Source organism: Klebsiella sp. JN_Kp122, assembly GCF_040062085.1.
In the GTDB taxonomy this organism is placed as follows: Bacteria; Pseudomonadota; Gammaproteobacteria; order Enterobacterales; family Enterobacteriaceae; genus Klebsiella; species Klebsiella aerogenes.
Map to the genome: position 1 here is coordinate 47,513 of NZ_JBEAHW010000016.1, position 25,500 is coordinate 73,012.

A 25,500-nucleotide genomic window follows, 5' to 3' on the forward strand; every position below is an offset into this window, starting at 1 on the left:
GTGGGTCCGGTAATGTTGGATGTCGAAGGTTTTGAACTGGATGCGGAAGAGCGTGAGATTCTGGCTCATCCTTTGGTCGGCGGCTTAATTTTGTTTACCCGCAACTACCACGATCCGGCGCAGTTGCGCGAACTGGTACGCCAAATCCGCGATGCCTCGCGTAATCATCTCGTGGTGGCGGTGGATCAGGAAGGTGGGCGTGTGCAGCGCTTTCGCGAAGGTTTTACCCGTCTGCCGGCCGCGCAGTCTTTTGCCGCGCTGCTGGGGGTGGAAGAGGGCGGTAAGCTCGCCGCAGAAGCCGGTTGGCTGATGGCCAGCGAAATGATTGCCATGGATATTGATATCAGCTTCGCGCCGGTGCTGGATGTGGGGCACATCAGCGCTGCGATCGGCGAACGCTCATGGCATGAAGACCCGCAAAAGGCGCTGGTGATGGCGCGTCATTTCATTGACGGTATGCATGCCGCCGGTATGAAAACCACCGGTAAACACTTCCCGGGCCACGGCGCGGTGACGGCGGATTCACACAAAGAGACACCGTTTGATCCGCGTCCGGCAGCGGAAATCCGTGCTAAAGATATGGCGGTGTTCAAGAGCCTGATCGATGAACAACGCCTGGATGCGATTATGCCGGCGCATGTGATTTACTCTGACATCGATCCGCGCCCGGCGAGTGGTTCAGAATACTGGCTGAAAACGGTGCTGCGCGGCGAGATGGGCTTTGATGGCGTCATCTTCTCTGACGACCTGTCGATGGAAGGGGCGGCGATCATGGGCAGCTATGCTGAACGTGGGCAAGCATCGCTCGATGCCGGTTGCGATATGATCCTGGTCTGCAATAATCGTAAAGGCGCGGTGAGCGTATTGGATAACCTGTCCCCGATCAAAGCAGAGCGTGTTACAAAATTGTATCATAAAGGTTCATTTACCCGTCAGGAACTGCGAGATTCCGCCCGTTGGCAAACGGTAAGCGCACAGCTGGAACAGCTCCATGCGCGCTGGCAAGAAGCGAAGTCTGCGTAATTAACCTGAAGGGCGTTGTTGTCTGGTGAGGATACGATGATTATCTATTTACACGGTTTTGACTCTAACAGCCCCGGTAACCATGAAAAGGTGCTGCAGCTGCAGTTTATCGACCCTGACGTGCGGTTGATTAGCTACAGTACGCTCCATCCAAAACATGATATGCAGCATTTGTTGAAGGAAGTCGACAAAATGCTGCAGCTCACTGCCGACGATCGGCCGCTGATATGCGGCGTCGGGTTAGGCGGTTATTGGGCGGAAAGGATCGGTTTCCTCTGCGATATTAGGCAGGCCGTGTTCAACCCGAACCTGTTCCCCTACGAGAACATGGAAGGGAAAATCGACAGGCCGGAAGAGTATCAGGATATCGCCACCAAGTGCGTGAACAACTTCCGCGAAAAAAATCGCGACCGCTGCCTGGTGATGCTATCACGCCATGATGAGGCGCTGGATAGCCAACGCTCGGCTGAAGTGCTGCATCATTATTACGAAATCATCTGGGATGAAGAACAGACGCACAAATTTAAAAGTCTTTCACCGCATCTGCAGCGAATAAAGGCTTTTAAGACCCTCGGCTAACCTTGTTTTCACTTTCTCAGCCCGCCGCGTGCAAACGCCGCGGGCTTTTTCTTGTCCATAATTGACGTTGTTCGTTTAAAAAATATGCGGTAAAACTTGATGCACATCAATTTTGGTATGACCAATGTTCCGTTCATGCTATTCTCGGTCCTGCTGAATGGTTTCATTGCTGCAACTTGTTGTTAACTAAGAGCTATTTGGATAACTTTTAATTAACAATTGGTTAATACTTTTAGGGGGTCTTGTGACTACGCCATTGAAAAGAATCGTTATTGTAGGTGGTGGTGCCGGCGGACTGGAACTGGCTACTCAGTTGGGTAGAAAGCTGGGCCGCAACAAAAAAGCGAAAATTACGCTGGTGGATCGCAACCATAGCCACCTGTGGAAGCCGCTACTGCATGAAGTGGCGACCGGTTCTCTGGATGAGGGCGTTGATGCGCTGAGCTACCTGGCGCATGCGCGTAACCACGGTTTCCAGTTCCAGTTAGGCTCGGTGGTAGATATCAATCGCGAAGGAAAGACCATTACTCTCGCGGAACTGCGCAACGAGAAAGGCGAGCTGTTGGTTGCCGAGCGTAAGCTGCCGTACGACACGCTGGTGATGGCGCTGGGTAGTACCTCAAATGACTTTAACACGCCAGGGGTGAAGGAAAACTGCATTTTCCTTGATAACCCGCACCAGGCGCGCCGTTTCCATCAGGAAATGCTTAACCTGTTCCTCAAGTATTCTGCAAACCTCGGTGCCAACGGTAAGGTCAATATCGCCATCGTCGGCGGCGGAGCCACCGGGGTTGAGCTGTCCGCCGAGCTACATAATGCGGTGAAACAGCTGCATAGCTATGGTTACAAAGGGTTGACCAACGAAGCGCTGAACGTGACGCTGGTTGAAGCCGGCGAACGTATTCTTCCGGCGCTGCCGCCGCGCATTTCCGGCGCCGCGCACAATGAACTGACTAAGCTTGGCGTACGTGTCCTGACGCAGACCATGGTGACCAGCGCAGACGTTAACGGCCTGCACACTAAAGATGGTCAATTTATTGATGCCGACCTGATGGTGTGGGCGGCGGGCATCAAAGCGCCTGATTTCATGAAAGAGATTGGCGGCCTTGAGACCAACCGCATTAACCAACTGGTGGTGGAGCCGACGCTGCAGACAACGCGTGATCCGGATATCTACGCTATCGGCGATTGTGCCTCATGCGCTCGTCCGGAAGGCGGCTTTGTACCTCCACGCGCCCAGGCGGCGCACCAGATGGCGACCTGCGCGCTGAATAACATTCTGGCGCAGATGAAAGGTAAAGCGCTGAAACCGTATGTCTATAAAGATCACGGTTCACTGGTCTCGCTGTCGAACTACTCCACCGTTGGCAGCCTGATGGGTAACCTGATGCGCGGCTCGATGATGGTTGAAGGGCGAATTGCGCGCTTCGTGTATATCTCGCTGTACCGCATGCATCAGATTGCGTTACATGGCTATTTCAAAACCGGCCTGATGATGTTGGTAGGACGTATTAACCGTATTATTCGTCCGCGTCTCAAGCTGCACTAAACTGTCAGCAATCAGGATAGCGCCATCGCGGCGCTATCCTGAAAACACAGCATATCCTTCTGCCAGACTCGCTAATTCCTGTTAGGAATCCTCTGAATCCCCTTGATTTGCCGTAGGTTCCCGCATTTTTCATCCGCTTTCTGATTTGCATACCCCCTGAGCAGCACGCAGAATTGCTAGTAACAGCAATGAAGGAGGAATTCCCGTGAATAAATCAATGTTGGCGGGTATTGGGATTGGCGTTGCCGCCGCGTTGGGCGTCGCCGCCGTTGCCGGTCTCAATGTATTAGATCGTGGCCCGCAATATGCGCAAGTGGTGTCCAGTACGCCGATAAAAGAAAGCATAAAAACGCCGCGTCAGGAATGCCGTAACGTGACCGTTACCCATCGTCGTCCGGTGCAGGATGAAAACCGTATTGCCGGTTCCGTTCTCGGCGCGGTCGCCGGGGGTGTGATTGGCCACCAGTTTGGCGGCGGGCGAGGGCGTGATGTCGCTACCGTGGTTGGCGCGCTGGGCGGCGGCTATGCCGGTAACCAAATTCAGGGCTCGATGCAGGATAACGACACCTATACCACCACCCAGCAGCGCTGTAAGACGGTGTACGATAAGTCGGAAAAAATGCTCGGTTATGATGTTACCTATAAAATCGGCGACCAGCAGGGCAAAATCCGCATGGACCACCAGCCGGGGGCGCAAATCCCGCTGGACAGCAACGGTCAGCTGATTCTGAATAACAAAGCGTAAAACAGCAGTTTTAAGCTATTAGCCCCTCAATCACTCAGGCTGAGGGGCTTTTTTTATTAGAACGTTAACGCGTAGTTCAGGCCGAAGGTCCGGCCACGGCCTTTATATTCGTACAGCCCGGCGCTGCCATAGGTTGGACTATACAACAGCGGCGCGCGTTGTCCCCAGATGGTGACGTAATCTTCGTTCAGCAAGTTTTCGATGCTAAAGGTCAGTTTACCCACCGGCAGCAGATAGCTACCGATAAAATCGACGGTGTTGTACCCATCAAGCTTATTGCCGCTGGCGTCGCTTAAATCAAATACCTGCTGGCTTTGCACGCGCAGCGACCATGGGTCTGGCGCCCAGCCGACCCAGGCGGTGGCTTTCGACGGCGAGGCCAGGGTGACGTCCCACTTCTGCCAACTGCCATCGGTTTTTACTTGCGATTTCAGCACGTTGAAGTTAGCGCCCAGGCTCCAGTCGCTATCAGGCACGAAGTAGTCCACCGCGCCTTCCACGCCGTAAATGCGTCGTTTATCCGATTGCACATCAATGGTCATATCGCTGCGGTTAACTACGATGGTTTTGTCTGATGTCGAGTAATAAGCGGCAAGCTGGGTGCGCAGGTTGTCGCCGGTGTAACGCCAGCCCAGCTCCCAGGAGTTAACTTTGATCCCCTGTAGCGGCGAGTCGCCGACGTTAACGCTCGAGACCAGCGGCAGATGGCCGTTGACCGCGGCGCCGTAGCTGCCGATACCGTAATATTTGCCCGGATCCGGTAGTTCGACGCCCTGAGAGAAGTTAAACCAGGTCTGCTGGCGTTCGGTAATGTGGGCGACGATCCCGGCATTAAAGAGGAAGTTATCATAATCGGTCTTACCGCCAGGAATGGCATCCGCCGACTGATATTTGCCTTTAGCGACATCCTGCTGCTGCGCGTAGCCGACAAAATCATCGACGCGGTTTTCCGTCCATTGATAGCGCACGCCGCCGCTAAGGGTGAAGATGTCGTTCAGGTCATAGCTGGTTTGCAGGAACGGCGCGAGATTGGTGATGCTGTAGCCTGGATAGCGGCCGGTGGTGTAGGCTGACTGATTATTCAGGCCGCCGGAAGCCATTGCTTTATCCAGGTCGAAGAACATTTGGTTGGAGTTGAAGGTTTCATGGTCGGCATCAACGCCCCAGGTCAGATCCCATCCCGTCAGCGGTTGGCTGTTGAAGGTGATCTTAGCGCCGTACTGATCGGTATCCTGCTGTGAAGCGGAAAAACTGCTGATTTGCCCTTTGCTCAGGGCCGGGAAGGGGTAGAAGGTCAGTGATTCGTCGCGGTAATAAATCTGGCTGACCATATTCTGGCCGAAGAAGTCGGCGTCGGAGTATTGCAGACTGATCAAATGACGCTCGGTACCAGGCACGCGATCGGAGTTAAGCCCGTTAGAGGTCCAGGCTTTACTTTCGCCAAGTACCGCAGACATATCTTTGCCCAAATTCAGACCATAATCATCGCCCTGGCTCTTATAGTACTGCGTGACAAGCTGGAGCTGGCGCTGGTCATCGATTTCGATGGTTCCGGTACCCATCACGTCGAGTCGGTCCGAATGCTGTAAGCCGGTTTGGGTATTATCGAGGATCAGCGCGTCATTGTTGCCGTCATACCAGCCGCCGAAGCGCTGATAGGCCACCGACAATCGGCCGGAAGCATGATCGGTACCCCCGCTGACGGCCGCTGCTACTCGTTCATCATGATCGTTGCTATTGGCAAAGCCGGTTTTACCACCCAGCTCCAGATCCACCTGGCGTTCCTGCTGGCCTTTTTTCGTGACGATATTAATCAGACCGCCGGTACTGCCGCCGCCGTATAACGACGTGGCGCCGGAAATAACTTCAATATGTTCGATGTTAAACGGATCGATGGCGTCAAGCTGGCGGCTATCGGTACGCGATGAATTGAGACGCACGCCGTCGATGAGCACGACGATGGCGCGTCCGCGCATGTTCATGCCGTAGTTGGTACGCCCCTGGCTGCTGACATCTATCCCGGGGATCAGCTGCGCGAGGACATCTTTAAACTCTTTGCCACCCTGAACCTGTTGCTCAATCTCCTGGCCTTCAATCACCCAGGTGGTTTGCGCCATCTCGGCGACAGTACGGTGGTTACGGTTGGCGCTGACGATAATATCGTCTTCATCGGCGGCCTGCGCGGTAAAGGCTGGCAGGGCGGTGGCCAGCAGCAGAGGATTGAGCAGCCAGAGGCGCTTGTTCATTCGCATTCCTTGATATGAGTTAGTCATTACTGTTGTTATTTTTTTCAGCCACAGGCGCGGCTGTTACAGCGTGAAACATATAGAAAGACAAATGCGAATTTTGCACATATTGATTATCGTTATCAATATCATTTACAACAAATCAACATAATGAAAATATTGAGAAAAGTAAGGGTATTCAGCAGATGGGGAAAAAACCGGCGAGCGACGGCCGCCGGTAGGGGATTAAGGTTGCAGGATTTGCGGCCACAGGCGCAGCGTCGTGTCACTAATCTGTTTCAGGGTGGCAAAATCAGCGCCTTCGCGCGCACTGATCGACATTCCTTGCAGCATGCAGTTTAAAAACTGCGCCAGCTGCAAGACATTGCCCTGCGCAGGGAGTTCGCCGCGTTGCTGACGCTGCTGTAAAAATTGCGTCAACGTTTGTTCCTGCACCGCGTGCCGCGACTTAATGGTGTTGGCGATATCGGTTGAAGAGGCGGCCAGCGCCGCGGAGGTGTTAATCATAAAACAGCCTGCCGGGGTATCTTTGCTGGTAAAGCAGGTGGCGACAGCGGTGAAATAGTCGCGCAGCGCCTGATCGACGGTTTTGTGGTCATCGAATAGCAGGGCTTCGTGTTTGGCGGCGAAGCGGGAAATGTAGCGATCCAGCACCGCGCGGAATAAGCCTTCTTTGTTCACGAACTCGGCGTATAGCGTCGGGGCTTTCGCACCGGTCGCTTCGACGAGATCGGCCAGCGAAGTTGCTTCATAGCCGTGCTGCCAGAAAAGTGTCATGGCCTTGTCCAGCGCCGCGTCCCTGTCGAACACTTTAGGTCGGCCACGGCTTTTTTTTGCGCAACTTTGAACGTCAGTTGTCATGATGCCGTTGTACCTATGTTGGGTTGTTGAACGGCCATTATAAAAATAAACGCGTCACGCTACCAGCGGCAGAAGTCCAAAAATAAATAATTCATATATGTATGAAAATTAAGCATTTTATAAATAGTTAAATGATCGTTATAAAAATGAGTTGACCTGTGACATGGATCACATTATCATTTACCTATCGATCGTTAAGTTAATTCTTGCGACCCTACTATAAAAATCATCTGCATAGGTATAATAATCATGAAAAACGTCCAAAAACTGGCACTTGCTGCCGTACTGAGCTCACTCTCATTCGCAAGTTTCGCCGCTGTTGAGGTGCAATCCACCCCAGCAGGTCAACATAAAATCGGTACCGTTTCCGCATCCGCCGGCACCAATCTGGGTTCGCTTGAAGAGCAGCTGGCGCAGAAAGCCGACGAGATGGGGGCGACCTCTTACCGTATTACCTCGGTAACCGGTCCTAATACCCTGCACGGTACCGCAGTTATCTATAAATAAATGTTGTAACCCCTGTCATGCCACTGACAAAACGCGTTCCTGACCCCCTTCAGCAGAACGCGTGTAGTAAGCAGTAAAAGTCGTTCCCTTTGTTATGCCACTCTCGCGACGCGGTCCACACCCCTTCATGGGACCGCGCCCCGCGAAACCTCGTCAGCGAAGCTGGCGATTGCCACAAAAAACCCGCCGTGCCTGGCGGGTTTTTTACATTCTACCATCCGGAAATGCACTACATGGCTTGCTCAGCGGGAAGCTGATGGCGGGTCACATCGACCGGCATTCCGGAGCGCAGCTCCATCGCGTATTCCATCACCTGCTGATTGGTCTGCGGTGCCTGTTTAAAGTTCTTCATGCCGGCATTCAGGACGATTGGCAGCGTCTGCGGATCGTCATTGATATGTTCGGACAGCGGCTGGTGGACTTCCACCAGACGGGTACCGTTTGGCTCTACCGAAACTTTGATAGGTTCGTTGATGATATTCACCCTGGTGCCCGGCGTGATTTTGTTATACAGAGACTTTATATCCGCATCGCGCAGGCGGATACAGCCTGAACTGACGCGCATCCCGATACCAAAATCGGCGTTGGTGCCGTGCAGTAGATAGACGCCGCCGTAGGCCGCGAGACGAATCGCGTGATGTCCCATCGGGTTATTCGGCCCGGCAGGGACTACGGCCGGCAAATCGATCCCCATCGCTTTATATCGCGCGCGGATGTTGGCGGTTGGTGTCCAGGTGGGGTTGGCGCGCTTATCGGAAACGGTAGTGACCATCGTCGGGGTCAGGGTATCGCCGCCAAGCTGGCCGATACCTATCGGATAAACGGTCACGCTATTCTGTCCAGGTGGATAGTAGTACAGGCGCAGCTCGGCGATATTGAGCACCAGACCTTCACGGGGGGCGTCAGGCAGCAGCGTCTGCAGCGGGATGGTCAGCACGCTACCGGCGCGCGGCACATAAGGATCGACCCCGGGATTAGCCTGCAGCAGCGCGAGAAAACCAACGTTGTATTTTTTGGCAATCGCTTCCAGCGATCCGCCGTTATCCTGCACTACATGAAACTGATTCTGCCCGACCAGACGGCTACCGCTCGGCGGTAACGGCCAGGTATTGGCGCGGGCGGGAAGGGCCAGCGTCGCCGCGAGAGCGAATGCCGTAAGCCAGGTTGAAACACGCGAGATATTTATCATTACCATAATTCCACAATAAACAAATGGTTATTTTTATAAGATAATCAATGTCAATTATGGCGCGGGAGAGTGTTGGGAAATCCAGGTGGATTGCAAAATGTTTGTAAAGTTTGCTAACTGTGACAGGTAAAGAGATGCGGTTCTGACAACCGCATCTCTTTTTTATCAAGCGGTGGCGTTTTCTTCCAGCTGACGCATAAACTGGCGTACCCAGTCCATACGTGTTTTACGCTCATCCAGCTCCTGGAAGAATTTAAGACGAGTTGGCCCATCCAGCCGGTAATGCTGCGGCTGCTTCTGCAGCAGACCGATAAGCCAGACCGGGTTCACATTATTTTTCTCGTTAAACTCGATCACGCCGCCTTTTTCATTGCACTCCAGCTTACGGATCCCCAGCTTTTGCGCCTGCTGGCGTAGGCGCGTGATATCCAGCAAATTACGCGCCGCATCCGGCAATGTGCCAAAGCGATCGATCAGCTCGACTTTGATCTCATCGAGATCGTGTTCGTTTTTGGTGCTGGCGATACGTTTATAGAACGACAGACGGGTGTTCACGTCGGGAATAAAGTCATCCGGCAGCAGCGCCGGCATGCGCAGCTCCACTTCCGTCTGCTGGCTGGTGAGATCTTCCAGTGACGGCTCGCGACCCTCTTTCAGGGCATCGACGGCGTTCTCCAGCAGTTCCATATACAGCGAGAAGCCGATGGTTTCCATCTGTCCGCTCTGACCTTCTCCCAGCAGTTCGCCGGCGCCGCGAATTTCAAGATCGTGGGTCGCGAGGGCAAAGCCGGCGCCAAGGTCTTCCAGCGAAGCGATAGCTTCCAGGCGTTTCTGCGCGTCGGTAGTCATCGCTTTCGGATGCGGGGTGAGCAGCCAGGCGTAGGCCTGATGGTGTGAACGGCCCACGCGGCCGCGCAGCTGGTGCAGCTGGGCAAGGCCGAAGTGATCGGCGCGCTCAATGATGATGGTATTGGCGGTCGGGATATCGATGCCGGTTTCAATGATCGTCGTGCAGACCAGCACGTTAAAACGCTGGTGATGGAAATCATTCATCACCCGTTCCAGTTCGCGTTCGCGCATCTGGCCGTGACCGATGGCAATTCGCGCCTCCGGCACCAGTTCCGCCAGACGATCCGCCGCTTTCTGAATATTTTCAACATCGTTATACAGATAGTAAACCTGACCGCCGCGCAGGACTTCACGCAGGATCGCCTCGCGAACCACCAGCGCGTCATATTCGCGGACAAAGGTTTTTACCGCCAGACGGCGAGCTGGCGGGGTGGCGATAATGGACAGATCGCGCATTCCGCTCATCGCCATATTAAGCGTACGCGGAATAGGCGTGGCGGTCAGCGTCAGGATATCGACGTCCGCGCGCATCGCCTTGATGCGTTCTTTATGACGCACCCCGAAGCGGTGTTCTTCATCGACGATAAGCAGACCCAGGTCGCGCAGCTTGACTTCATTTTGCAGCAGCTTATGGGTGCCGATCAGAATATCGATTTTACCTTCTGCCGCCTGTTCGAGGATCTGCGCCTGCTCTTTGGCGCTGCGGAAACGCGATAGCATCTCAATGCGTACCGGCCAGTTGGCGAAGCGGTCGCGGAAGTTATCGTAGTGCTGCTGGGCGAGCAGGGTGGTCGGCACCAGCACGGCCACCTGTTTGTGGTTTTCGACGGCGAGGAAGGCGGCGCGCATCGCCACTTCGGTTTTCCCGAAGCCAACGTCGCCGCACACCAGGCGGTCCATTGCCAGCGGCTGGCACATATCGCTGAGAACGGCGTTGATCGCCTGCGCCTGATCCGGCGTGGTTTCGAACGGGAAACCATCGCAGAATAATTGATACTGCTCGCGGTCATGCTTAAAGGCGAAGCCTTCTTTGGCCGCGCGCTGGGCGTAGATATCCAGCAGTTCGGCGGCGACGTCGCGCACTTTCTCCGCCGCTTTTTGCCTTGCCCGCGCCCAGGCATCGCCGCCCAGTTTATGTAGCGGCGCATTTTCTTCCGCCCCGCCGGCGTAGCGGCTAATCAAATGCAGTGACGATACCGGGACGTACAGTTTGGCGTCGTTGGCGTAGGTCAGCATCAGATATTCGCCTTTGATGCCCCCGGCTTCGAGGGTGGTCATCCCCGCATAACGACCCACCCCATGTTCAAGGTGCACCACCGGCTGTCCGATATGTAGTTCCGCCAGGTTGCGAATGAGCGTATCGGGGTTAATGGTACGGCGGGAATCCTGACGACGGCGGGCGACGCGTTCGCCCAGCAGATCGCTTTCGCAAATCAGCGCCAGATTAGCCTGGCTGTCGATAAATCCGTGCTCGGCGGCGCCGATCATCAGGAAACGACCATTTCCGCTGGCTTCCTGCAGGCGCAATATATGTTTTGGCGCAACTTTGATGCGCGCCAGCATTTCGCCCAGCGCCTCGCGGCGGCCTTCGCTTTCAACGGAGAAAATCACCGGGCCGCTGAAGGATTCAAGGAAGCGTCGCAGGTTGTCCAGCGGCGCTTTATTCTGCGCCTGAATCGCCAACTCGGGCAGGGGTTGATAGCCGAGATTAGTATGAGCGGCTTTCTCCGCCAGACGCTCGGTTTTTAACTGGACCCGCGGCCATTTTTTCAGCTCGCTAAAAAGTTCGTCGCTGCGCAGCCACAGTTGTTCCGGCGGTAGCAGCGGGCGCATCGGATCGACGCCGCGGTTTTCAAAGCGGGCGCGGGTTTCATTCTGGAAACGCTCGGCGCTGTGCTCCAGATCGCCGGTATTCACAATCAGCGTACTGGAGGGGAAATAGCTAAACAGCGGCGGCAGCGGCTCGTTGAAGAACAGCGGTTGCCAGTATTCGATCCCGGCGGGCAGGGTACCTTTGCTTACCTGCTGGTAGATATGTTCCGGATCGCGCTTCACGTCAAAGCGATCGCGCCACTGGCTGCGGAACAGTTCGATCGCCGCCTGGTCGGTTGGGAACTCATGCGCCGGCAGCAAATTGATGGCCTCGACTTCTTCCAGAGTACGCTGGCTATCAACATCGAATAACCGCAGGCTGTCTATTTCGTCATCGAAGAAATCGAGGCGATAGGGCTGCTCGCTGCCCATCGGGAAGAGGTCGAGCAGGGCGCCGCGGGTCGCGTATTCGCCGTGTTCCATTACCTGATCGACATGGCGGTAACCGGCGCTGTCCAACTGCGTGCGTAGCGCATCGCGCGACAGACGTTGCCCTTTTTTCATTACCAGCGCGTGACCGTGCAGATAATTATGCGGGCAGACCTTCTGCATCAGAGTGCTGACCGGAACGATAAGCACGCCGCGCTGCATGGTCGGCAGCTGGTATAAAGTCGCAAGGCGCGAAGAGATAATATCCTGATGTGGCGAAAAGCTATCGTAGGGCAGGGTTTCCCAGTCAGCGAGGCCGATCACCATGCTATCGGTAAATTGCCTGATTTCATCATTCAAACGCAGGGCGTTTTGCATGTCAGGCGCCACCAGCACCACCGGGCCATGATGGCGTTCGGCCATTTCGGCTACCAGCGTGGCGCAGGCGGCGCCGGTGAGTTCGCCAAGCTGGCGCTGATCGCCGGCTTTGACCGGCAGAGTATAGCGATATTGTTCAGGCATAACGGTTGTCAGGATCCCTTAGCGCCTATCCCATCAGGCGATTGTGTGTACTGTTTGGCCGCAGTCGGCCAACTCGCTCTTCGATGTAGGGGCAAATTGCTGATATTCAATGTCTCTGATTATCCGCAATTGGTCTGATTTCGCCAACCCGAATGGCCTTCTGCGCCATGTTTTCTACAGCGTGTGGCGATTGATAAATATACACACTCTAAATTAACTTTCTGATTTAAAACTATTATTTTGTTATTTTGGCGAAAAAATCTACCGTATCAGCGATTTACGCGTTGGGCTATGCCATATATACTCGAACATCGGCTATCAGCAACCAGATGGATTACATGTACCAACCTGCCGCACTATTTATCGGCCTTCGCTACATGCGCGGGCGCGCAGCCGACCGCTTCGGCCGTTTCGTTTCCTGGCTTTCGACCATCGGCATTACGCTTGGCGTGATGGCGCTGGTGACCGTCCTGTCGGTGATGAACGGTTTTGAGCGCGAGCTGCAAAACAACATCCTGGGGCTGATGCCGCAGGCTATCATTAGCGCCCAGCAGGGCTCTATCAACCCGCAAAAAATGCCGGAAAGCGCCGTTAAGCTGCAGGGCGTGACGCGCGTCGCGCCGATCACCACCGGTGATGTGGTGCTGCAAAGCGCCCGCAGCGTCGCCGTCGGCGTGATGCTGGGTATCGACCCGGCGCAAAAAGATCCGCTGACGCCTTACCTGGTGAACGTGAAACAAAGCGATTTGCAGGCCGGCAAATATAACGTCATTCTCGGCGAACAGCTGGCGGGTCAGTTGGGGGTTAACCGCGGCGATCAAATTCGCATCATGGTGCCTTCCGCCAGCCAGTTTACCCCGATGGGCCGTGTCCCGAGCCAGCGTTTGTTTAACGTCATCGGCACCTTCGCCGCCAACAGCGAAGTCGACGGCTATCAAATGCTGACCAATATCGATGATGCCTCTCGTCTGATGCGCTATCCGCTGGGCAATATTACCGGCTGGCGACTGTGGCTTAGCCAGCCGCTGCAGGTTGACACCCTCAGCCAACAGACGCTGCCGGAAGGTACCAAATGGCAGGACTGGCGTGAGCGTAAAGGCGAGCTGTTCCAGGCCGTGCGGATGGAAAAAAATATGATGGGGCTGCTGCTGAGCCTGATCGTCGCCGTTGCCGCTTTTAACATTATTACCTCGCTTGGCATGATGGTGATGGAGAAGCAGGGCGAGGTGGCTATTCTGCAGACCCAGGGGCTGACGCCGCGGCAGATCATGGCCGTCTTTATGGTACAGGGCGCCAGCGCCGGGATAGTGGGCGCGCTGCTTGGCGCGCTGCTCGGCGTGCTGTTGGCCAGCCAGCTGAATAATTTAATGCCGATTATCGGCGCGTTTTTGGACGGCGCGGCCCTGCCGGTGGCGATTGAGCCGCTGCAGGTGATTATTATCGCTCTGGTGGCGATGGCGCTGGCCCTGCTGTCTACGTTGTATCCTTCCTGGCGCGCCGCCGCCACCCAACCCGCTGAGGCTTTACGTTATGAATAAGATCCTGCTGCAATGCGACAACCTGTGCAAACGCTATCAGGAAGGCAACGTGCAAACCGATGTGCTGCACGATGTCAGCTTCAGCATTCAAGAGGGTGAAATGATGGCGATTGTCGGCTCTTCAGGCTCCGGCAAAAGTACGCTACTGCACCTGCTTGGCGGGCTGGATACGCCGACCTCCGGCGATGTTATTTTCTCCGGTCAGCCGATGAGCTCGCTCTCCGCCGCGGCTCGCGCCGATCTGCGTAACCGCGAACTCGGCTTTATCTATCAGTTCCACCATCTGCTGCCGGATTTTACCGCGCTGGAAAACGTGGCGATGCCGCTGCTGATTGGCAAGAAAAAAGCGGCGGATATCGAACGTCAGGCGAAAGCGATGCTGCAGGCGGTCGGCCTGGAGCATCGTAGCCATCATCGTCCGTCGGAGCTTTCCGGCGGCGAGCGCCAGCGCGTGGCGATTGCTCGCGCGCTGGTGAACAAACCGCGGCTGGTACTGGCGGATGAACCGACCGGCAACCTCGACGCCCGCAATGCCGACAGTATTTTTGAGCTGCTGGGCGAGCTCAACGTGGCGCAGCGTACCGCTTTCCTGGTGGTGACCCATGACCTGCAGCTGGCGAAACGCATGAACCGCCAGTTGGAGATGCGCGATGGCCGCCTGACGGCTGACCTGACCCTGATGGGGGCCCAGTAATGGCTTCACCGTTATCGTTACTGATTGCGCTGCGTTTTAGCCGCGGCAGACGCCGCGGCGGTATGGTCTCGCTGATTTCCGTCATCTCTACTATCGGCATCGCATTAGGGGTGGCGGTACTGATCGTCGGCCTGAGCGCGATGAACGGTTTCGAGCGCGAGCTCAACAACCGCATTCTGGCGGTGGTGCCGCACGGCGAAATCGAGCCGGTTAACCAGCCGTGGAATAACTGGAACGAAGCGCTGACGAAAGTTGAAAAAGTGAAAGGCATCGTCGCCGCTGCGCCTTATATCAACTTTACCGGGTTGGTGGAGAGCGGCAGCAATATGCGCGCCATTCAGGTCAAGGGCGTCGATCCGCAGCAGGAGAGCCGCCTGAGTTCGCTACCAAACTTTGTGCAGAACAACGCATGGGCCAACTTTAAGGCCGGCGAGCAGCAGGTGATTCTGGGTAAAGGCGTCGCCGATGCGCTGCACGTGAAGCAGGGCGATTGGGTGTCGATCATGATCCCCAATTCAGATTCCGAGCACCAGCTGTTGCAGCCGAAACGCGTCAGGCTACACGTGACCGGGATTCTGCAACTGAGCGGCCAACTGGACCATAGCTTCGCGATGATCCCAATGGCGGACGCCCAGCAGTATCTGGATATGGGCAGCAGCGTGACCGGCATCGCCATTAAAGTCACCGACGTGTTTCACGCGAATACGCTGGTACGCGACGCCGGCGAAGTGACCAACAGCTACGTCTATATCAAGAGCTGGATCGGCACTTATGGCTATATGTACCGTGATATTCAGATGATCCGCGCCATTATGTATCTCGCCATGGTACTGGTTATCGGCGTCGCCTGTTTCAACATTGTCTCGACGCTGGTGATGGCGGTGAAAGATAAAAGCGGCGATATTGCGGTGCTGCGCACGCTTGGCGCGAAAGACGGCTTAATCCGCGCGATTTTCGTATGGTATGGTTTATTGGCCGGTTCGGTCGGGAGCCTGATCGGGGTAGTGATCGGCGTGATAGCCGCGCTGAAGCTGACATCGATTATCAACGGTATCGAAGCGTTGATCGGGCATAAATTCCTTTCCGGCGACATCTATTTTATTGACTTCCTGCCGTCTGAATTGCACTGGCTGGATGTCGTTTATGTGCTGGTGACAGCACTGTTGCTGAGTTTGCTGGCCAGCTGGTATCCCGCCCGCCGCGCCAGTCGTATTGACCCGGCGAGGGTGCTGAGTGGCCAGTAATTTATCGTCGTGGCCCGTCAAACGCCGCATCCCTTAGGCCAGTGCTGTGAAAGCAGATACAGCCCAAAGGATGAGGGGTTGGGGCCAATAAGAGGAATGGCTGAAATGTACTACGGATTTGACATTGGCGGCAGCAAGATAGCATTGGGCGTATTTGATAACGCCCGGCAACTGCAGTGGGAAAAACGCGTCCCCACTCCAACGGAAAGCTATGAGGCTTTCCTGCAGGCGATTGAAGCGCTGGTTCGCGAAGCCGATCGGCGCTTTGGCGTGGAGGGCGCGGTCGGTATCGGTATCCCCGGCATGCCGGAAACCGCGGAGGGCAAGCTGTATGCCGCCAACGTACCCGCCGCCAGCGGCCAACCGCTGCGCGTTGATCTCAGCGCGCGCCTGGGGCGTGAAGTGCGTCTTGATAATGACGCCAACTGTTTTGCGTTATCTGAAGCGTGGGATGATGAATTTACCCAATATCCGCTGGTGATGGGATTAATCCTCGGCACCGGCGTGGGCGGCGGGATCGTGCTTAACGGTAAATCGATAACCGGCCACAGCTACATCACCGGCGAGTTCGGCCATATTCGTCTACCGGTAGACGCCCTGGAAGTGGTGGGGCGCGATTTTCCGCTGACCCGTTGCGGCTGTGGTCAGCTCGGCTGCATCGAGAACTATCTTTCCGGCCGCGGATTCGCCTGGCTGTATCAGCATTTTTATCACCAATCCTTAACTTCGCCGCAGATCGTCGATCTGTGGCTGCAGGGTGATGCGCAGGCGCGGGAGCACGTCGAGCGTTATCTCGATCTACTGGCCGTTTGTCTGGGCAATATCCTCACCATTGTCGATCCGGATCTGCTGGTGTTGGGTGGCGGATTATCTAATTTTACTGCTATAACCGAAGGGCTGGCGCAGCGCCTGCCGCGTCATTTGCTTCCGGTCGCCCGGGTGCCGCGCATTGAGCGCGCGCGTCATGGCGACGCCGGAGGTATGCGCGGTGCGGCCTTCCTTCATTTGACTCATTAATTACAGGGGTAGCTATGCTGTCGCGCCGCTTACATCGCTTAAGCCGTTTCCGCCGTAAAAAACGCCAGTTACGCGATCGCTTACGGCAACGTGTCTTCTTCGGCGAAGACAAAACGCCGCCGCAGGCAATAGACAAACCGCGGGTGGTGGTGTTAACCGGCGCCGGTATTTCGGCAGAGTCGGGGATTAAAACCTTCCGCGCCGCCGACGGCCTGTGGGAAGAACACCGGGTAGAGGACGTGGCGACACCGGAAGGTTTTGCCCGCGACCCGGCGCTGGTGCAGGCGTTTTATAACGCCCGCCGCCGCCAGTTGCAGAGCGCAGAAATCGCGCCTAATGCCGCGCATCTGGCGCTGGCGAAGCTGGAAGAGGTGCTTGGCGATCGTTTTCTGCTGGTGACGCAGAACATCGATAATCTGCACGAGCGCGCGGGTAACCGCCGGGTTATCCATATGCATGGCGAGTTGCTGAAAGTACGCTGTTCGTGGAGCGGGCAGGTGCTGGAATGGACCGGTGACGTGACGGTGGATGACAAATGCCACTGCTGCCAGTTCCCGGCGGCGCTGCGCCCGCACGTGGTATGGTTTGGCGAGATGCCGCTGGGGATGGATGAGATCTACAGCGGGCTGGCCGAGGCCGATATCTTTATTGCTATCGGAACCTCTGGTCACGTTTATCCGGCGGCGGGTTTCGTCCATGAAGCCCGTCTGCACGGCGCGCATACCGTCGAGCTAAACCTTGAACCCAGCCAGGTCGGCAGCGAATTCGCTGAGAAACATTACGGGCTGGCAAGCGAAGTGGTGCCCGAGTTCATTGATAAGCTGCTGAAAGGGCTGTAACGGCTTAACGTCAAACCGCCGCGTCTGACGCGGCGGTTTTATAGCGCTTTTTGCATATTGATAACCGAGCGGGCATTTGAGGCGCTGGTCGCCAGCACATCTATAACCCCGGTACGGAGCGCGCCGAGGATGGCCGTCGCTTTAGTGCTTTCCGAAGCAATGGCGATAACGCAAGGAATGGAACGCAGTTGCTCGAGGCTCAGGCCGATCACCCGGTCATTCATTACTGTATCAACCGGCTTACCCTGAATATTGAAAAAGCTATACCCTGCAAGGTCGCCAACCACGCCCTGATCCTGCCGCGCGGAAGCGATTTCCTGCGGTGTGAACCATCCGAGTTGGACCATAAAGCTGTTCTCGTTCATATCGCCAAGGCCAATGATGGCGACGTCGGCTTTGCTGGCCTGCTCCAGCGTGGCTTTGATCAGGCGGTTTTGCATAAACGCCGAACGTAGCTCCGGGGTTTCGACATAGGCTGGCGCATACAGCGTTTCACTAAAGCCGTTAAATTTGCGCGCCAGATTCCGGCTGATATGGTCGGCGTCAATGAGCTGGTTATCGCGCTTGGTGCCGCCGATGCCGCAGATGAAGCGGCAGTTGCGCTCCGGGAATACGCCAACGTGATTAGCGACGGCCGCCACGTTCCGCCCCTGACCGACGGTGACGGTCATATCATTCTTTAACACGCCGGCAAGATAGTTGCTTACCAACGCCGCCACCTGCTGGCGCTGCTCATCTTCATCATGATGATCGAGGGCAATCAGCGCGCGTTTAATCCCGAAGTGCGAAATAAACTGCTGTTCAATCTGCGAACTAAAGACCGGGTGGTACTTAACGCTTATCTCAACGATGCCTTCCTGACGCGCTTTTTTCAGTAGTCGCCCCACTTTGATGCGCGAGATCCCGAAACGTTTGGCTATCTCTTCCTGCGTCTGTTCCCGATCGTAATAGGCGACTGCGATTTCAGTGAGCAGCGCGTAATCTGAGTCTTGTTCATTCATAGCGTGGAATTTCCATCTCTGGTGTCCCCTTAATACTACTGCGCCTGAAGAATAAATTCCTGTGTAACGCGTTGAACAATTTCACAATAGCCGTTGGCGTCCCATGCCGCGCGGCCGATAAACAGGCCGTCGATATCCGGCTGGCGCAGTAGTTCTACCGCATTTTGCAGATTGACGCTGCCGCCGTAGAGCAGGGGAATACGTTGCCCGGTCTCATCGCCGAAAGTCGCGCATAGCGCCTGACGCAACGCCTGATGCACCGCCGCGGCCTGTTCCGGCGTCGCCGGCGTACCCTGTTCGCCGATAGCCCAGATGGGTTCATAGGCCACCAGCGTTTGCAACACCTGACTATCGCTCAGGCCATAGAGGGCGATTTTCATCTGCCGCACTACGCTTTCTTGAGACACCTGCCAGCGCTTTTCATCAGCGCTATCGCCGATGCAGATCAGTGGGCGTAATCCATGGCGCAGGGCGCTATGCACCTTTTGGTTAATGGCCGCGTCGCACTCATTGAACGCGCCGCGTCGTTCTGAGTGGCCAAGTTCGACCAGTGTCGCCCCGGTTTCCTGCAACATGGCGGCGGAAATCTCGCCTGTCCACGCGCCGTTCTCCGCTTCATGCATATTTTGTGCGCCGGTCAGACACGGCAGATGGTGCTGCTGGATAAAGCGGCTGACGGGATGAATGGCGGTAAAGGGGGGAATAACAAAGGATTGAATATCAGGATGCGTCACCTGCGGTAAACGTTGCGCCAGGGTTTCGCACCAGGCTAGCGCCTGCGATAGCGGTTTGTTCATCTTCCAGCTGGTTCCTAACCATATCGGTTTCATCTTCACTTCTCCTGATTAATAAAATCAATAGCTTGTCACATCGATTTGTGCTGATAGCACTGAGATTGAACTTTTTATCATTGTGTGAACACATGTTAGATCACGTTTTTTGATGAAATAAATTCTCAGATTATTTTATGTGATCGGCATCACTAATGGTTACGCGATCATCAGGTAATGTTTTGAACATCTGATTTGATAGTGAACATATGAACAACTAACTTCTACCACGAGAGGCTCACGATGTCACAAGAGAAAAAACCCGTTGTTGCAATCACCATCGGCGATCCGGCAGGGATCGGCCCGGAGATCACCGTTGCCACCATGATGGACAAAGGCGTCTATGACGAGTGCAACCCTTTTCTGATAGGCTCGGTTGCTATCGTCGAGCGGGCGATGAAGATCATGGGCTGCGATTTTGCCATCAACCGCATTACGCATCCGGAACAGGCCCGTTTCCGTTGGGGCACGCTGGATATCATGGAGACTGGCGAATACGACTGCGACAGCATCGAATGGGGTAAAGTGCAAAAACTGGCGGGCGAGATGTCGCTGGATTATGTGATGAAATCTATCGAGCTGGGGATGGCAGGGCTTATCGATGTGGTATCTACCGCGCCTATCCATAAAGAGGCGATCAAGCTGGCGGGCTGTAAATTGCCGGGCCATACCGAAATCTATCAGGTTGAGACCAAATCCGACTACGGGCTGACTATGTTCCATGTGCATAATCTGCGCGTGTTCTTCGTCAGCCGTCATATGGCGCTGAAAGCCGCCTGTGATTACGCCAACAAAGAGCGTGTGCTGGCCTGTGTGCAACAAATCCACCATGAATTTAGCGAACTGAATATTCGCAACCCGCGCATTGCCGTTGCCGCGCTGAACCCGCATGGCTCTGATAACGGTCTGTTTGGTCATGAAGAGGCCGATAACCTGATTCCGGCGGTGAAAGCGGCGCAAGAGCTAGGTATCAATGCCATTGGCCCGGTACCGGCGGATTCGGTGTTCCATCTTGGTAAACAGGGCCGCTACGACGCCATTCTCTCCCTGTATCACGATCAGGGGCATATCGCCTGTAAGACGCTCGATTTTGAACGTTCGATCACCATTACCTTCGGTCTGCCGTTTATGCGCAGCTCCGTGGATCACGGTACGGCCTTCGATATCGCCGGTACCGGCAAGGCGGGCACCGTCAGTATGCTGGAGTCGACGCTGGTGGCCGCGCGTTACTGGAAAATGAAGCATCAATAATCGCTGACGTTAATGCAAATCAAAAGGACAGAGAGATGGAAAAGCATCTGTTGATTAGCAAAGGCAGTAAAGGCTGGGGCGGGCCGCTGACGGTAAATATCGGTCAGGCGAAAAAGATTGCGTATATCACCGGTGGGATGTGTCCCCCGGTAGTTGAGCGCCTGTGTGAGCTGACCGGCTGGCCAGCCGTTGATGTATTTAAAAATGGCGAGCCGCCGGAAGCGGAAATTGGCCTGATGGTGATTGACTGCGGCGGCACCCTGCGCTGCGGCCTGTATCCGAAACGCGGGATCCCGACCATCAATTTACACCCCACCGGAAAGAGCGGACCGCTGGCGGAATATATCCACGAGGAAATATATGTCTCCGGGGTCACGCCTGCCGGTATTGAGGTGGTGTGGCCGCAGGGAGAAGGCGGCACGCTGGGTATCGTCGCAGACGATCTCACCGGCGCGACGACCCTTGGCGTCCTGCTGGCGCGTAGCGGCCTGAAGACGGCGGCTTTCTTTGATACGGAGTCCTTCTCGCGCAATGAGGTGGAATATCCGGCCATGGTTGTTAGTAGCGACAGTCGGCCGCTGCCGAAAGCCGAAGCCCAACACCAGGTGAGCGCGGCGGTACAGCAGTTACAGGCGCGCGGCGCGCACTATTTTACCAAGCGCATCGATACCACCTTGCGCGGCGGCATCGGTTTTGAAATTGACGCTATGCTCGAACAACTGCCGCTGGAAACGGTGGCGGTCGTGGTGCCGGCGATGCCGCAGTCGCGGCGGATCCTCGTGGGCGGCTATTCGGTTATTGATTCAGTCGCGCTCTCGCGTACCGACGTTGCCCGCGATGTCCGCACGCCAGTAACGGAATCCTGGGTGCCGGGGCTGTTGGCGGCGCAAACGCATCATCAGGTTGGCCATATTTCTCTCTCTTCGGTAATGAAGGGCGAGTCGCAGATTGAAATTGATCTGCAGGAGCAACAGCAACGCGGAGTACGAGTTATCGTTGTTGACGCGATCACCGTCGAGGATGTTGATGCGATTGCCGGGGCGGTGGTTGCGTTGAACTGGAATGTACTGGCCGTCGACCCGGGCCCCTTTACCGAACGGCTGGCGGTGCGCCGTGGCCTGATGCGTGAAGCTCGCGTCGCAGCGCTGGCTCCGCAGACCGCAGAGCAGCAGCGTGGTTCGATTCTGGTGGTGGCGGGCAGCGCCACGCCGGTGACCAAAAAACAATTACAGTATTTGATCGCCAACGATCCGCGGGTATGCCACATCCCGGTGGATGCGGAACTGCTGGTGGATAAAAAGAATGCCGCGGAAATTGAAGTACAGCGGGTGGTACAGCATGCCCGTCATTGCATTCCGCAGCAGCAAAACGCCTTATTCGTCTTTGAGTCGGCGTTGACCGGGCGGCTTCTGGATCTCCAGGAGGAGGAGCGGCGTTTCGGGCTCTCTCACGGCCAGGCGGCGGAGAATATCAACCAGGGACTGGGCAGCATCGTGCGTGAGGTGTTGAACTGCGCCGGTGGGGAAATAAAAGGGCTTTATATGACCGGAGGCGACACAATGGTCAACGTCCTGAAAGAGCTTGGCGCAACCGGTATTGAAATGATTGACTACGTGATCCCGCAAACTGATATGGTGCGAATTATCGGCGGTGATTATGCTGGGTTAATTTGCGTCGGCAAGGGCGGATTAACCGGCCCGGAAGATATTATTAGCACCATTGTCGAACGGATTTATAAAGAAGCACAAAATTAATAATCCAAGGCGACGTAATTGTAGTCCGGGTGGTATTGCGTCGTTTTCTCTCTGTGCCCTAAATACTTTAAGTTATCAGCCGTAATTGCATTATTCGTCGATACAACTTGAAGAGGGCTGGATATATATAACTAAGATGAGCTACCCTATGAATATAAATATCCTGGATAAAATGAATAAGGTACCCGGTGGATTAATTATTATCCCACTGCTTGCCGCCATTCTTATTAATACTTTTGTGCCGCAGGTATTGGCGATTGGCGGCCCGACAACGGCACTGTTTAAAGTTGGCTCCAGCGCCATGATGGGGATTTTCCTGCTAATTTGCGGAACCTCGATTAATATTCGCCAGGCCGGTTTGCCATTGTATAAAGGCGCGGTGCTGCTGTTCCTTAAATGTCTTGCTGGGGCGCTGGCGGTATGGGCGGCAGGGGCGATGTTTGGTCCGGCTGGTTTCCTTGGTATTTCGACTCTGGCGCTGATTGCCTGTTTAACCAGCTCTAACAGTTCACTGTATATCGCGCTGTGTAGCAACTATGGCGATGCCAGCGACGCCGGAGCGATATCGGTGTTTTGCATTAAAGACGGTCCCTTCGTCACCATGGTGGTGTTGGGTGTCAGCGGTCTGGCTAATATCCCCTTTGCCGCGCTGCTGTCGATGCTGATCCCGCTGCTGATCGGCATGCTATGGGGGAATCTCGATGAGAGCTTCAAACAGCTTTGCGCCGCGGCGCAGCCGCTGATTATCATCATTATGTCGTTTGCCATTGGCGCTAACTCAAGCATTGATACCGTGTTTACCGCCGGGCTGTCAGGCATTCTGTTGGGCGTTATCTCGGCCATCACCGGCATTATTTTCTATTTCCTGTATAACCTGTTTCTTAAGAGGAAGACCGCATTGGGCGCAGCGCTCGGCACCACGGCCGCCAGTTCCGCACTGACGCCAGCTCTGGTGGCGCAGGCGGATCCGTCGCTGACGATGTACGTTGATGCCGCCACCGCGCAGCTGGCTACCGCCAGTATTATTACCATGCTCACCGCGCCGGTTCTGGTGGCCTGGTTTGACAAACGTCTGAAAAAGCGCGCCCCGCAGGTAGAGGATACGCCAGTAAAAGAAGATGACAAACCGGTGTCGCTACCATCGCATGCGCCGCGGGGGAATAAATAATATGCCATCACCGTTGTATTCGTTGTCAATTACCGCCGTGGGAGAATACGTCACAAATTATCTCGCGGAAAATAAATTAATTCTCTTTGCTGAACCGGCACCTGCGGATATTGCCATGTATTGTGCGCTGCACCGCGCCAGTGATTTATCGGCGGAATTAGCTCCCGGACAGATACTATCGCTAAATAATACTCAGTATCGCATCACCGCGGTGGGCAGCGTGGCAACGGCGAATTTAAAACGGCTTGGCCATATTACCTTGAGTTTTGATAACGCCGCGCAGGCTGAATTACCTGGGATGGTTCACCTGGCAGGCAGTTCACCCAAAATAATAAGTGAGGGTGACCAAATTTCAATTTATACACTTTAAATTAAATCTGTTATTAATCTAAGGAATTAACTATGAAAACGATCGCTATTGGTGCGGATGATGCCGCCTATGCATTTCGCGATGTCATCGTCGCTTATTTGCAGGAGTCAGGAATAAACGTTGCGGATTACAGCAGCGATAAACGCCAGGGTAGCACGGTATATCCGGATGTCGCTCACGCGGTGGCGATGTCGATTAAGCAGGGTGAACACGATCGCGGGATCTTAATTTGCGGTACCGGCATTGGCATGAGCATTGTGGCGAATAAAGTTCCGGGTATTCGCGCCGCGCAGTGTCACGATACTTTCTCCGCCGAGCGGGCGCGCAAAAGCAATAATGCGCAGATTATCACCCTTGGCGCGCGGGTTATCGGCACGGAATTAGGCAAAAAAATCCTCCAGGCGTGGCTGGCGGCAGAATACGAGGGCGGCGGTTCAGCGCCGAAAGTTGAACGAATCGATTATTACGAACACCAGCATGCCAGAGATTAATTCCCGGTTTTTTTGAAAGGAACAGACTATGAACCAGCTTGATACCCTGAAATCCTATACCGTGGTCGTTGCCGATACCGGCGATATTGAATCGATTAAAAAATTTTCGCCGCAGGATGCTACGACCAATCCGTCATTGGTGCTGAAGGCTGCCCAACTTCCGCAGTACCAGGCGCTGATCGCCGACGCCATCGGTAAAGCGCGCCGTCAGGGCGGCAGCGAACAAACCCAACTGATTAATGCCTGCGATCAGGTGGCGGTGGATATCGGCAGCGAAGTACTGCGCCATGTACCCGGGCGTATCTCCACCGAAGTCGACGCGCGTTACGCCTGGGATCGTGGCATGTGCGTCGCGCAGGCGCGCAAGCTAATCCAGATGTATGAAAAAAACGGTATCGGCGCCGAACGGATCCTGATTAAGCTGGCGGCGACCTGGGAAGGGATCCGCGCGGCGGAGGAACTGGAGAAAAGCGGCATTAACTGTAACCTGACGCTGCTCTTTTCCTTTGCCCAGGCACGCGCCTGCGCCGAAGCGGGGGTCTATCTGATTTCGCCGTTCGTCGGGCGGATCTACGACTGGTATCAAAAGCATCAACCCCAGACGGAATATCAGGCCGACCTCGATCCGGGCGTCGTTTCCGTACGCCAGATTTATCAGTACTACAAATCCCACGGCTACGACACCGTAGTGATGGGCGCCAGCTTTCGCCGTATTGAGCAAATTCAGGCGCTGGCGGGCTGCGACCGGTTGACGATTTCCCCGGCGCTGCTCGATGAGCTGGCGGCTAACGACGCACCGCTCAGTCGTCAGCTCCAGCCCGGTTACGTCAGCGAAACTCGACCGTCGCCGATGAGCCAGGCTGAGTTTCTCTGGCAGCATCATCAGGATCCGATGGCGGTGGAGAAACTGTCGGAAGGCATTCGGCTGTTTGCCGCCGATCAACTGAAACTTGAAAACCAAATTCGCCAGATGCTGTAAGCAGCAGGGAAGA

At 55.3% G+C, this 25,500-nt stretch carries 22 protein-coding genes and 1 pseudogene; 16 read left to right on the plus strand and 7 right to left on the minus strand.

Features of this window, described 5'->3' with window-relative positions:
- Positions 1-12: 12 nt before the first annotated feature.
- From nagZ to ABLU78_RS05050, 4 genes are all read left to right on the plus strand, one after another.
- Positions 13-1,023 carry a beta-N-acetylhexosaminidase gene (nagZ, locus tag ABLU78_RS05035; protein WP_162866949.1) on the plus strand — a complete coding sequence of 337 codons (1,011 nt, stop codon included), beginning with the start codon at positions 13-15 and terminating at the stop codon, positions 1,021-1,023.
- A gap of 36 nt (positions 1,024-1,059) precedes the next feature.
- Positions 1,060-1,602 (plus strand): alpha/beta hydrolase YcfP, encoded by a 543-nt coding sequence (gene ycfP / locus ABLU78_RS05040; RefSeq protein ID WP_015367178.1) that lies wholly within the window; start codon positions 1,060-1,062, stop codon positions 1,600-1,602.
- A gap of 244 nt (positions 1,603-1,846) precedes the next feature.
- On the plus strand, positions 1,847-3,151 hold the full coding sequence (locus tag ABLU78_RS05045; RefSeq protein WP_015367177.1) for an NAD(P)/FAD-dependent oxidoreductase: 1,305 nt from the start codon (positions 1,847-1,849) through the stop codon (positions 3,149-3,151).
- 205 nt (positions 3,152-3,356) lie between these two features.
- The gene (locus tag ABLU78_RS05050; protein ID WP_048228651.1) at positions 3,357-3,896 is read left to right on the plus strand and encodes a glycine zipper 2TM domain-containing protein; all 540 of its coding nucleotides are present in this window, start codon (positions 3,357-3,359) and stop codon (positions 3,894-3,896) included.
- 56 nt (positions 3,897-3,952) lie between these two features.
- Here ABLU78_RS05050 and ABLU78_RS05055 read toward each other — a convergent pair whose 3' ends face one another.
- The 3 genes and pseudogenes from ABLU78_RS05055 to ABLU78_RS05065 form a co-directional block, all read right to left on the minus strand.
- Entirely contained in the window at positions 3,953-6,142 is a 2,190-nt protein-coding gene (locus ABLU78_RS05055) for a TonB-dependent siderophore receptor (RefSeq protein ID WP_045361290.1), read from the minus strand.
- A 225-nt stretch (positions 6,143-6,367) separates the two neighbouring features.
- Positions 6,368-7,003: a TetR/AcrR family transcriptional regulator gene (locus ABLU78_RS05060; protein WP_015705049.1), complete on the minus strand. Its 636-nt coding sequence runs from the start codon at positions 7,001-7,003 to the stop codon at positions 6,368-6,370.
- Between the two features lie 62 nt (positions 7,004-7,065).
- Positions 7,066-7,128 (minus strand): annotated as a pseudogene (locus tag ABLU78_RS05065) (hypothetical protein); the annotation flags it as partial.
- Between the two features lie 124 nt (positions 7,129-7,252).
- Between ABLU78_RS05065 and bhsA the strand changes: the two are divergent.
- The gene (gene bhsA / locus ABLU78_RS05070) at positions 7,253-7,510 is read left to right on the plus strand and encodes a multiple stress resistance protein BhsA (protein WP_015705050.1); all 258 of its coding nucleotides are present in this window, start codon (positions 7,253-7,255) and stop codon (positions 7,508-7,510) included.
- Positions 7,511-7,739: 229 nt separating this feature from the next.
- Here bhsA and ABLU78_RS05075 read toward each other — a convergent pair whose 3' ends face one another.
- The gene (locus ABLU78_RS05075; RefSeq protein WP_015705051.1) at positions 7,740-8,699 is read right to left on the minus strand and encodes a L,D-transpeptidase family protein; all 960 of its coding nucleotides are present in this window, start codon (positions 8,697-8,699) and stop codon (positions 7,740-7,742) included.
- Between the two features lie 165 nt (positions 8,700-8,864).
- Entirely contained in the window at positions 8,865-12,311 is a 3,447-nt protein-coding gene (gene mfd, locus ABLU78_RS05080) for a transcription-repair coupling factor (protein ID WP_015705052.1), read from the minus strand.
- Positions 12,312-12,649: 338 nt separating this feature from the next.
- Between mfd and lolC the strand changes: the two genes are divergently transcribed.
- The 5 genes from lolC (at position 12,650) to cobB (ending at position 17,643) form a co-directional block, all read left to right on the plus strand.
- Positions 12,650-13,849 (plus strand): lipoprotein-releasing ABC transporter permease subunit LolC, encoded by a 1,200-nt coding sequence (gene lolC, locus ABLU78_RS05085; protein WP_072201364.1) that lies wholly within the window; start codon positions 12,650-12,652, stop codon positions 13,847-13,849.
- The gene (lolD, locus tag ABLU78_RS05090; protein ID WP_015367168.1) at positions 13,842-14,543 is read left to right on the plus strand and encodes a lipoprotein-releasing ABC transporter ATP-binding protein LolD; all 702 of its coding nucleotides are present in this window, start codon (positions 13,842-13,844) and stop codon (positions 14,541-14,543) included. Before lolC ends, lolD begins: the two co-directional genes overlap by 8 nt.
- Positions 14,543-15,787: a lipoprotein-releasing ABC transporter permease subunit LolE gene (lolE, locus tag ABLU78_RS05095; RefSeq protein WP_015367167.1), complete on the plus strand. Its 1,245-nt coding sequence runs from the start codon at positions 14,543-14,545 to the stop codon at positions 15,785-15,787. Before lolD ends, lolE begins: the two co-directional genes overlap by 1 nt.
- A gap of 105 nt (positions 15,788-15,892) precedes the next feature.
- Positions 15,893-16,804, plus strand: coding sequence for an N-acetylglucosamine kinase (gene nagK, locus ABLU78_RS05100; protein WP_015367166.1), 912 nt, complete (start codon positions 15,893-15,895; stop codon positions 16,802-16,804).
- 14 nt (positions 16,805-16,818) lie between these two features.
- Positions 16,819-17,643: a Sir2 family NAD+-dependent deacetylase gene (gene cobB, locus ABLU78_RS05105; RefSeq protein ID WP_042892240.1), complete on the plus strand. Its 825-nt coding sequence runs from the start codon at positions 16,819-16,821 to the stop codon at positions 17,641-17,643.
- A 38-nt stretch (positions 17,644-17,681) separates the two neighbouring features.
- Here the strand turns inward: cobB and ABLU78_RS05110 are convergent, their stop codons facing one another.
- Together ABLU78_RS05110 and ABLU78_RS05115 are read right to left on the minus strand one after the other, a co-directional pair.
- A complete protein-coding gene (locus tag ABLU78_RS05110; protein WP_015367164.1) occupies positions 17,682-18,644 on the minus strand; it encodes a sugar-binding transcriptional regulator in 963 nt (320 codons plus the stop codon).
- 35 nt (positions 18,645-18,679) lie between these two features.
- Positions 18,680-19,474 (minus strand): triose-phosphate isomerase, encoded by a 795-nt coding sequence (locus ABLU78_RS05115; RefSeq protein ID WP_015367163.1) that lies wholly within the window; start codon positions 19,472-19,474, stop codon positions 18,680-18,682.
- Positions 19,475-19,717: 243 nt separating this feature from the next.
- Here ABLU78_RS05115 and pdxA point away from each other — a divergent pair, with 243 nt between their 5' ends.
- The 6 genes from pdxA to tal all read left to right on the plus strand — a co-directional run bounded on the left by pdxA (position 19,718) and on the right by tal (position 25,487).
- Positions 19,718-20,725 carry a 4-hydroxythreonine-4-phosphate dehydrogenase PdxA gene (gene pdxA, locus ABLU78_RS05120; RefSeq protein WP_015367162.1) on the plus strand — a complete coding sequence of 336 codons (1,008 nt, stop codon included), beginning with the start codon at positions 19,718-19,720 and terminating at the stop codon, positions 20,723-20,725.
- A 35-nt stretch (positions 20,726-20,760) separates the two neighbouring features.
- Complete coding sequence (locus tag ABLU78_RS05125) at positions 20,761-22,479, plus strand: four-carbon acid sugar kinase family protein (protein WP_048228652.1); 1,719 nt, start codon at positions 20,761-20,763, stop codon at positions 22,477-22,479.
- 148 nt (positions 22,480-22,627) lie between these two features.
- Entirely contained in the window at positions 22,628-23,647 is a 1,020-nt protein-coding gene (locus ABLU78_RS05130) for a 2-keto-3-deoxygluconate permease (protein ID WP_048228653.1), read from the plus strand.
- 1 nt (position 23,648) lies between these two features.
- A complete protein-coding gene (locus ABLU78_RS05135) occupies positions 23,649-24,017 on the plus strand; it encodes a PTS glucitol/sorbitol transporter subunit IIA (protein WP_047045304.1) in 369 nt (122 codons plus the stop codon).
- 32 nt (positions 24,018-24,049) lie between these two features.
- Positions 24,050-24,508: a ribose 5-phosphate isomerase B gene (gene rpiB / locus ABLU78_RS05140; protein WP_015367158.1), complete on the plus strand. Its 459-nt coding sequence runs from the start codon at positions 24,050-24,052 to the stop codon at positions 24,506-24,508.
- A gap of 28 nt (positions 24,509-24,536) precedes the next feature.
- Positions 24,537-25,487 carry a transaldolase gene (gene tal, locus ABLU78_RS05145; RefSeq protein WP_048228654.1) on the plus strand — a complete coding sequence of 317 codons (951 nt, stop codon included), beginning with the start codon at positions 24,537-24,539 and terminating at the stop codon, positions 25,485-25,487.
- The last annotated feature ends 13 nt before the right edge of the window (positions 25,488-25,500 follow it).